The sequence below is a fragment of the Streptomyces thermovulgaris genome (assembly GCF_002155915.1).
In the GTDB taxonomy this organism is placed as follows: Bacteria; Actinomycetota; Actinomycetes; order Streptomycetales; family Streptomycetaceae; genus Streptomyces; species Streptomyces thermovulgaris.
Genome location: NZ_MUME01000460.1, coordinates 1 through 7,874, shown reverse-complemented (window position 1 = coordinate 7,874; position 7,874 = coordinate 1). Strand labels below are relative to the sequence as shown.

At 73.1% G+C, this 7,874-nt stretch carries 7 protein-coding genes; 3 read left to right on the top strand and 4 right to left on the bottom strand.

The window, feature by feature from the left end:
• Nucleotides 1-302 precede the first annotated feature (302 nt).
• Complete coding sequence (locus CCN35_RS26355; protein WP_067396005.1) at nt 303-1,688, bottom strand: NsdA family TPR-like regulatory protein; 1,386 nt, start codon at nt 1,686-1,688, stop codon at nt 303-305.
• Between the two features lie 329 nt (nt 1,689-2,017).
• Here CCN35_RS26355 and CCN35_RS26350 point away from each other — a divergent pair, with 329 nt between their 5' ends.
• The 3 genes from CCN35_RS26350 (at nt 2,018) to CCN35_RS26340 (ending at nt 5,334) form a co-directional block, all read left to right on the top strand.
• Entirely contained in the window at nt 2,018-2,683 is a 666-nt protein-coding gene (locus tag CCN35_RS26350; protein ID WP_067395996.1) for a bifunctional DNA primase/polymerase, read from the top strand.
• A 270-nt stretch (nt 2,684-2,953) separates the two neighbouring features.
• Nucleotides 2,954-3,727, top strand: coding sequence for an ABC transporter ATP-binding protein (locus CCN35_RS26345; RefSeq protein ID WP_067395992.1), 774 nt, complete (start codon nt 2,954-2,956; stop codon nt 3,725-3,727).
• Entirely contained in the window at nt 3,724-5,334 is a 1,611-nt protein-coding gene (locus CCN35_RS26340; RefSeq protein WP_067395988.1) for a transporter, read from the top strand. The genes CCN35_RS26345 and CCN35_RS26340 overlap by 4 nt, the downstream gene beginning before the upstream one ends.
• 24 nt (nt 5,335-5,358) lie before the next feature.
• Here the strand turns inward: CCN35_RS26340 and CCN35_RS26335 are convergent, their stop codons facing one another.
• The 3 genes from CCN35_RS26335 to CCN35_RS26325 form a co-directional block, all read right to left on the bottom strand.
• Nucleotides 5,359-6,183 carry a class I SAM-dependent methyltransferase gene (locus CCN35_RS26335; protein ID WP_086794597.1) on the bottom strand — a complete coding sequence of 275 codons (825 nt, stop codon included), beginning with the start codon at nt 6,181-6,183 and terminating at the stop codon, nt 5,359-5,361.
• A complete protein-coding gene (locus CCN35_RS26330; RefSeq protein WP_086794595.1) occupies nt 6,180-7,196 on the bottom strand; it encodes an alpha/beta fold hydrolase in 1,017 nt (338 codons plus the stop codon). Before CCN35_RS26330 ends, CCN35_RS26335 begins: the two co-directional genes overlap by 4 nt.
• Nucleotides 7,197-7,727: 531 nt before the next feature.
• A partial coding sequence (locus tag CCN35_RS26325) for a ferrous iron transport protein A (protein WP_143631844.1) occupies nt 7,728-7,874 on the bottom strand: 147 nt, incomplete at its 5' end.

Here is a 7,874-nt window from a genome sequence, read left to right as displayed (position 1 = left end):
CGCCGGCGGACGCCGCGGCCGGGGTCTGGCCGCCCGGTCCGCCCGTCATGCCCGGCAGCAGGGGCTCACCTCCGTCGGAGGGCAGCACGATGCCTTCGTGCGCGGGCCGCGCCGAGGGCCCCTCGCCCTGTCCACTCTGCGTCACCGGGACTCCTACGTATGGGGGACTTTCGGAATCGTCGGCTCACGCTACCGGGTCCCCTGAGTCCCGTGCCACGCAGCACAGGGCGAGAAAGCCCTCCCCGTGACAGCAGTAACAAAACCTGCCGGCAAAGCGCTGTATATGGCTCACCCGGCCGTTCTCACGCCGCTGTCCTCATCTCCAGCTGCGCCTCGAACTCCCGCACCACCGGCTCGTCGCGGAACGGCTCGAGCCGCTGCCGGAAGTCCTCCAGGTACTCCGCCCCCCGGTCGGACCGCAGCGTCCGCAGCAGCTCCACCGCCTGCAGGCCGGTGCTGCAGGCCTGCTCGACCTCCCGCTGCTGCACCTGCGCGGTGGCGAGCAGCAGACAGCCGATGGCCCGTCGCCGCACCCGTGACGCGGGATGCCCGGCCAGCGCCTCCTCCGCCCGCCGTGCCGCCGCCTCCCCCTGTCCCAGATCGCGGTGACAGTGCGCCAGTTCGTCGGCGAGATAGGCCTCGTCGAAGTGCGCGATCCACTCCGGGTCGTCCCCCGAGCCCGCCTCGGCGGCCTCCAGCGCGCTCACCGCCCGCCCGGCGGCCAGCTGCGTCGCCCGGACGTCGCCCATCAGCGCGTGCCCGCGCGCCTCGGCCGCGTGGAACATCGCCTCCACACGCGGTGTCACACGCCCGCGCGTGCCCTCCTGTGCCGCCCGCGCCAGTTGTGCGATCTCCCTCGGGTTTCCGAGCTGCGCGGCGAGATGGCTCATGGAGGCGGCCAGCACATAGCCGCCGTAGCCGCGGTCCCCGGCCGCCTGGGCGAGCCGCAGGGCCTGGATGTAGTACCGCTGGGCCAGGCCCGGTTGACCGGTGTCGACGGCCATGTACCCGGCGAGTTCGGTGAGTCGGGCCACCGCGCCGAACAGGTCGCGGCCCACCGCCTCCCGGTACGACCCCGAGAGCAGCCCGGAGACGACGCTGTTGAGGTAGTGCACGACCACCGGCCGCACATGCCCGCTGCCGTAGGTGTGGTCCAGCGCGATCAGCGCCTGCGTCATGGCCCGCACGGCCGCCACGTCGGACTGGCCCACCCGCGGTCCCACCGTGCGCGCGACCTGCCCGTCCGGTGCGGAGATCAGCCAGTCGCGGCTCGGCTCCACCAGCGCGGAGGCGGCGACGGAGGAGCCGGACAGGAAGTCCCTGCGGCCCACGTCACTGCGCCACAGCTCGCAGACCTGCTCGATGGCCCCCAGCACCGTCGGCGAGAACTGGAGCCCCACGCCGGAGGCGAGATGCTTGCCGTTGGCCATGCCGATCTCGTCGATCGTGACCGTGCGGCCCAGCTTGCGGCTCAGCGCCTCGGCGATGATCGCCGGAGCGCGGCCCCGCGGCTGCTGTCCTCGCAGCCAGCGCGCCACGGACGTCTTGTCGTACCGCAGGTCGAGACCGTGCTCGGCACCACACATGTTGACCCGCCGGGCCAGCCCGGCGTTCGAGCAGCCTGCTTCCTGAATGAGCGCCTGCAGCCGTTCGTTCGGCTGCCGCGCCACAAGAGGCCTTGCGGCCATGACACAACCCCCTGTAGCTGCGGTGCCTGCCCATGCACCGAGTCGACGAGTCTTGCGCGGCCGGAAGCGCTCCGCCTCCCGGCGAAGAGTCCCGGCCGTGAAGATCAATGCCCCGTCGGCATACCGAAAATGCGGGACATGTATGGATTGCCGGGGTAAAGGCGATCCCACCCCCCCCATATCGAACTACCCTTGGTTCACCGACGCTCCTCCCACGCGCCCCCACACATGCATCCATGCGCCCCGGGCGGGGGCCGGTGCTCCTCCCCGGCGCGCACCTCCCACGCACGCCCCGTAACTCCAGAATGGACAAGGGAGTTGAGTGAAACGTGGAAAAGACGATCCCGGGTGCCCAAGCCGTGCACACCACCGGCCGGATTCCCCAGCAGCGCGGGGAAACCCTGCTGGAGGCAGCCGTTCGCTACGCCGAGGAACGCCACTGGGAGGTGTTCCCCGGCACCTGGCTGGAGACGGTCGGCGGGGTGCAACGCTGCTCCTGCGGCGATCCCGCGTGCACGGCCCCCGGCGCACACCCGGCGCACGATGACTGGGAGAGCCGGGCGACCGGCAGCGCGACCGCGGTCCGCCGGCTGTGGCAGCAGCAGCCGACCGCGTCGATCCTGCTGCCCACGGGCCGTACGTTCGACGTGGTGTCCGTCCCGGAGAGCGCCGGGTTCCTCGCGCTGGCCCGGATGGAGCGGATGGGGTCGACCCTCGGGCCGGTGATCCTCACCCCCGGGCGGCGGATGCAGTTCCTCGTGCTGCCGGGGGCGCGCGCGAAGGTGCCGGAGCTGCTGCGCACCCTGGGCTGGTCGGCGGCCTCCCTCGACCTGGTCACCCTGGGCGAGGGGGCGTACGTGGCCGCGCCGCCCACCCGCTACGGCTCGCGGGGGGCCGTGCAGTGGGCCCGCCGGCCGACACCGGCGAACCGATGGCTGCCGGACGTGGAGGAGCTGATCTCGCCGCTGGCGTACGCGTGCGCGAGGGACAGGTGACGGAAGGACGGGCGGCGAAGGGGCAGGCAGCGGGACGGCCGGCATCCGGCCCGTTCCGCTTCCGCTTTTGACCTTCCTTTGCCTTCTTCGCCTTTCCTTCCTTTCTCTCCCCTTTCCAAGACTTTTGTCTTGTTTTCGCGGGTTCTGCGGTGTGCCGCTGGTCACGTCCATGCGGCACACCCGTGCCCCGGCGCGGCTCCCCGCCCTGTCCTCGCTCTGTGAAGGAAGCGCTCCACCCGTAGGGTTCAAAGGGACGGAGGGAGAGTCGCAGTGGGGACGATCGCCGTACGCGTACGGGGGCTCTGGAAGCGCTTCGGACAGCAGATCGCCGTGGCCGGGATCGATCTCGAGCTGCCCGCGGGAAAGTTCATCGGGCTGGTCGGCCCCAACGGGGCGGGGAAGACCACCACGCTCTCCATGGTGACCGGGCTGCTGCGCCCCGACCAGGGCACCGTCGAGGTCGCCGGGCACGACGTGTGGCGGGACCCGGTGGCGGTGAAGGCGCGGATCGGTGTGCTGCCCGAGGGACTGCGGCTCTTCGAGCGGCTGTCGGGGCGGGAGTTGCTGTCGTACTCGGGACGGTTGCGCGGTCTGCCCGGGGACGAGGTGGACCGGCGGGCCACCCAGCTGCTCGACGTGCTGGACCTGGCCGGCGCCCAGCACAAGCTCGTCGTCGACTACTCGACCGGGATGCGCAAGAAGATCGGGCTCGCCTCCGCGCTGCTGCACAACCCGGAGGTCCTGTTCCTCGACGAGCCCTTCGAGGGCGTCGACCCGGTGTCCGCGCAGATCATCCGGGGCGTCCTGGAGCGGTACACCGCCTCCGGCGCCACCGTCGTGTTCTCCTCCCATGTCATGGAGCTGGTCGAGTCGCTGTGCGACTGGGTGGCCGTGATGGCGGCCGGCCGGATCCGCGCCCAGGGTCCTCTCGCCGAGGTGCGCGGTGACGCCCCCACGCTTCAGCAGGCCTTTCTGGAACTCGTCGGCGCCCGGGACCGGGACGCCGGCTCCCGTCTGGACTGGCTGGGAGGCGACTCCCGATGAGCGCCGTCGCCGAAGCCCCCTCGCTCACCCCCGTCGTCGTCCGCCTGAAGCTGTCGCTGCTGCGCAACGGGCTGAGGCGGTCCGGCGGGCGGCGTGCCGCGTTCGTCGCCTCGGCCGTCCTCGCGCTGCTGTTCGCCGTGTCGCAGCTGCTGGGGCTGATCCTGCTGCGCGGCCATGCGCACGCCGCCACCGTGACCGTCATCGGCACGGCCGTGCTGGCGCTGGGCTGGGCCGTGATGCCGCTGTTCTTCCCCAGCGGCGACGAGACCCTCGACCCGACCCGCCTGGTGATGCTGCCGCTGCGGCCACGGCCGCTGGTCGGCGCGCTGCTGGCGGCCTCCCTGGTCGGCATCGGGCCGCTGTTCACGGTGCTGCTGCTGGCGGGCTGCGTGATCTCGGTGGCGCACGGGGCGGTCGCGTTCGCCGTCGCGCTTCCCGCGCTCGTTCTCGCGCTGCTGGTGTGCGTGGCCCTCGCGCGGGCCGTGGCCGCCGCCAACATCCGGCTGCTGACCAGCCGCAAGGGACGGGACCTCGCGGTGCTCAGCGGGCTGCTCGTCGCGGTCGGTGTGCAGGTGGTCAACTTCGGTGTGCAGCAGCTGGGGTCGACGGTCCTGGACCGGCTCGCCCCGGTCGCGGACGTGCTGCGGTGGGTGCCGCCCGCCTCGGCGGTGGGCGCGGTGGACTCGGCGAGCCGGGGCTCCCACGGCGTCGCGGCGGCCCAGCTCGCCCTGACCGCGGCGGCCCTGGCCGCCCTGCTCACGGTGTGGGGACGCAGTCTGGAGCGGCTGATGACCTCGCCCGACTCCTCCACCCTGCAGCCCGTCGGCGCTCCCGCGCGGGGGCGGGCCCGTGAGGGAGGCGGTCTGGCACGGCTGCTGCCGCAGGGCCGCACCGGCGCCGTCATGGAGCGCAGCCTGCGGTACGTCTGGCGCGATCCCAAGACCAAGGCGGCCTGGGCGACCTCGCTCGCCATCGGCCTGATCGTGCCGCTGTTCAACGCCCTGCAGGGCACCGGCTCGCCGTACATCGCCTGCTTCGCCGCCGGGATGCTCGGCATCCAGATGTACAACCAGTTCGGGCAGGACACCTCGGCGTTCTGGATGGTCGCGCTGACGATCTCCTCCCCGCGGGACGCCTATGCCGAGCTGCGCGCGCGGGCCCTGGCCCTGCTGGTGATCACCCTGCCGTACGCGAGCACGGTCACGGTGCTGACCACGGGGCTGCTCGGCGCGTGGGACCGGCTGCCCGAGGTGCTGGGCCTGTCCTTCGCCCTGCTCGGCGCGATGCTGGCGACCGGGGCGTGGGCGTCGGCCCGTTTCCCGTACTCCATCCCGCAGGAGGGCCACAAGAACGTCGCCCCCGGTCAGGCCGGCCTCGCCTGGATCTCCATCTTCGGCGGCATGGTCGCGGCGGCCCTGCTGTGCTCCCCCTTCATCGCCCTGGTCGTCTGGGCGAACATCAGCGGCGCCGTGGAGAGCTGGGGACCGTTGCTGCTGCCGCTCGGTGCCGTGTACGGGGCGGGGATCACCCTGCTCGGCCTGCGCCTGGCGGCACCGCGCACGGCGGCCCGGCTGCCGGAGATCCTCACGGCGGTGAGCAAGGGCTGAGACCCCGGCGTGCGGGTGCCCGCGTCAGCGCGGGCGCGCGGTCACCACATGGATCCTGAAGCCGCACGGAACCCGTCCGTCCGGTCCTGCGGGCCCGGCCGCCTCCGCCAGGAACGTCTCCCGCAGACGGCGGACGGTGTCCGGGGCGAGCGGGCCGGTGTCGTAGATCCCGGACAGGGCGGCCCGGACCCGGTCCGCCGGGCCGCTCGGATCGATCGGCACCGTCTCCTGCTCCGGGGCACTGAAACCGGCCGGCACCAGGATCTCCGCGAGTCCCTCACGTGTGCGGGTCCTGCGGTCCCCGAGCGGCGGGATGCGCTGCTCGGCGGGCGCCCGCTCGACGGCGGTCCGCAGCAGGCGCCCGAACAGCTCGTACGCCTCCCCGCCGAGCGCGCCGCCACCGATCGCACAGGCCAGTACCCCGCCCGGCGACAGCACACGGGCCGTCTCCGCCGCGACCCGGTCCACGTCCCCCATCGGCATCAGCGCCATGTGGCAGACACAGGCGTCGAAGGTGCCGGCGGCGAACGGCAGCTGCTGCGCCCTCGCCTCCGCCAGTGCCGCCGCCCGCAGCCTCGGGCGGCGGCGGGCCAGGGCCAGCGCCTCACAAGAGAGGTCCACACCGGCCGGCCGCCGTCCCCCGGTGCGGGCGAGCAGGTCCAGCAGTACGCCGTCGCCGCAGCCGGGGTCGAGGACGCGGCGGGCGCCGGCCACCCGGTCGCGCAGGATCTCGTGGCCGGACCTCCCGTCGGGGGCCCGGCCGTCGGCGAACGCGTGCGCGGTGACCGCCGGGCGCTCGGCGTGGAAGGCCCTCAGAAACGCCTCCTGGGCGGCCGTCGGGGCGGTCATCCGGCGAGGAGCGTGTCGAGAAACGGTTCGATGGCCGCGCGCCAGGCCTCCGGCTGGTCGTAGTGCACGAGATGGCCGGCGTCGGCCACCTCCGCGTACTGGCCCTGCGGCAGCACACGGACCATCTCCTGGGCCTCGGCCCGGCCCAGCTCGCCGTCCAGGCCGCGGACCACGAGGGCCGGGCAGGGGACCTGGGCGAGCTCCTCCCAGTGCGCGTCGTACGCCCAGGTCTCCCGGGAGACGAGCATCTGCTGCGGCTCGAAGACCGGTCGCCAGCCGTCCGGGCCCTCGTGCATCACCTCGGCGTAGAACTCGCCGCGCGCCGGGTTCGGACGCTCCACCCACGGGTCGTCCTCGCCGAACCACTTCCGTACGTCGGCGAGGGTGGCGAAGGGCACCGGCCAGGTCTTGAACCAGTTCTCCCACTCGCGCTGGGAGGCCGCGCCGAGCGCGGAGGCCCGCATGTCGCAGATGGCCACACCGCGCACCAGGTCGGGGCGGCGGGCGGCGAGCTGCCAGGCGGTCAGCGCGCCCATGGCATGTCCTATGACGACGGCCGGGGCGAGGCCCAGCTGTTCGAGGGCGGCCTCGGCGTCCTCCACATAGGCCTCGCGGGTGTAGGCCGCCTGCGGGGGTTTCTCGCTCTGGCCGTGGCCGCGCTGGTCGAGGGCGACGGCCCGGTGCCGCTCGGAGAGCCAGCGGGCGGTGGAGGCCCAGTGCGAGGCACGGCCCATGAGCCCGTGCAGCAGCAGCACGCCGCGGGCACGCCCCTCGGGCCCGGTGCCGGACGGCGCGTGCGGCGCGGACGTCTCCGCCCGGGCCGTCGCGAGGGGTTGTCCGGAAGCCGCCTCCGCTTCGTCCTGTGCGCCCTTCCGCGCTCCCCCCTGTGCGTCTCCCCGGGCCTCCCCCGGTCCGGACACGGCCCCGTCGGGGCCGGCCTTCGGGGGCTCGCCGAACTCCCAGGCGGCAAGCCGTACGCCGCCCGCTCCGGTCACGTCGATGCGCCGCACCACTGGTCTGGCACCCCCCTAGCTCCACCCGGACCGCCCGCCTCCGGTCGGGCCGGCCGGTCCTGTGAACCGTGTTCCGCTTCTCGTACGCCGTCGTGCTGCCGTCGTGCGCGTTCCCGCGGCGCGGGCCCTGTGGGGCCCGTCGCTCACAGAGCTTCAGGCTATCGAATGGATATTCGAAAATTTCTTCTCCGCCGCGAACACCCCTCGTTCGAGTGACCCCCCTCGAGGATTGATCGTCGTCGTCGCGGGGAGATCTTCAACGGGAGGCGGACCGCTCGGGGAAAACAGGTCCGAGGGGGACGACCCTGAGAGCTCGGGGCTCTGGGTCGGCACAGGGGAGGACAGACCCCGGCGCCGCACGGCGCCGGGGTCCTCTCCATGTACACGGCACATTCTCCCCACCCCTCCGGGTCATATGCCCCTCGCAACAGCCTTGCACGGGAAACGACCGAACGCTGCCCTTCGGCACGCTTCTTCACCGAAGGGGGGAAGAAAACCGGACGGCTGCCATCCGCCCCGGGACGGGCGGGATCAGCGCTTGGCCACGAACACGTGCGAGGCGACGTCCGGCGCCAGCTCGGCGGCCTCGCCCCCGCTGCCCACCAGCACCCCGCCGGGCGACTCCGTCACGCTCACCACCGAACCGGGCTGCACACCCGCCCGGCGCAGCGTGTACAT

Coding starts and splice junctions, on each gene's coding strand:
- CCN35_RS26355 (WP_067396005.1), bottom strand. CDS start 1,688: ATGGCCGCAAGGCCTCTTGTGGCGCGGCAGCCGAACGAACGGCTGCAG.
- CCN35_RS26340 (WP_067395988.1), top strand. CDS start 3,724: ATGAGCGCCGTCGCCGAAGCCCCCTCGCTCACCCCCGTCGTCGTCCGC.
- CCN35_RS26335 (WP_086794597.1), bottom strand. CDS start 6,183: ATGACCGCCCCGACGGCCGCCCAGGAGGCGTTTCTGAGGGCCTTCCAC.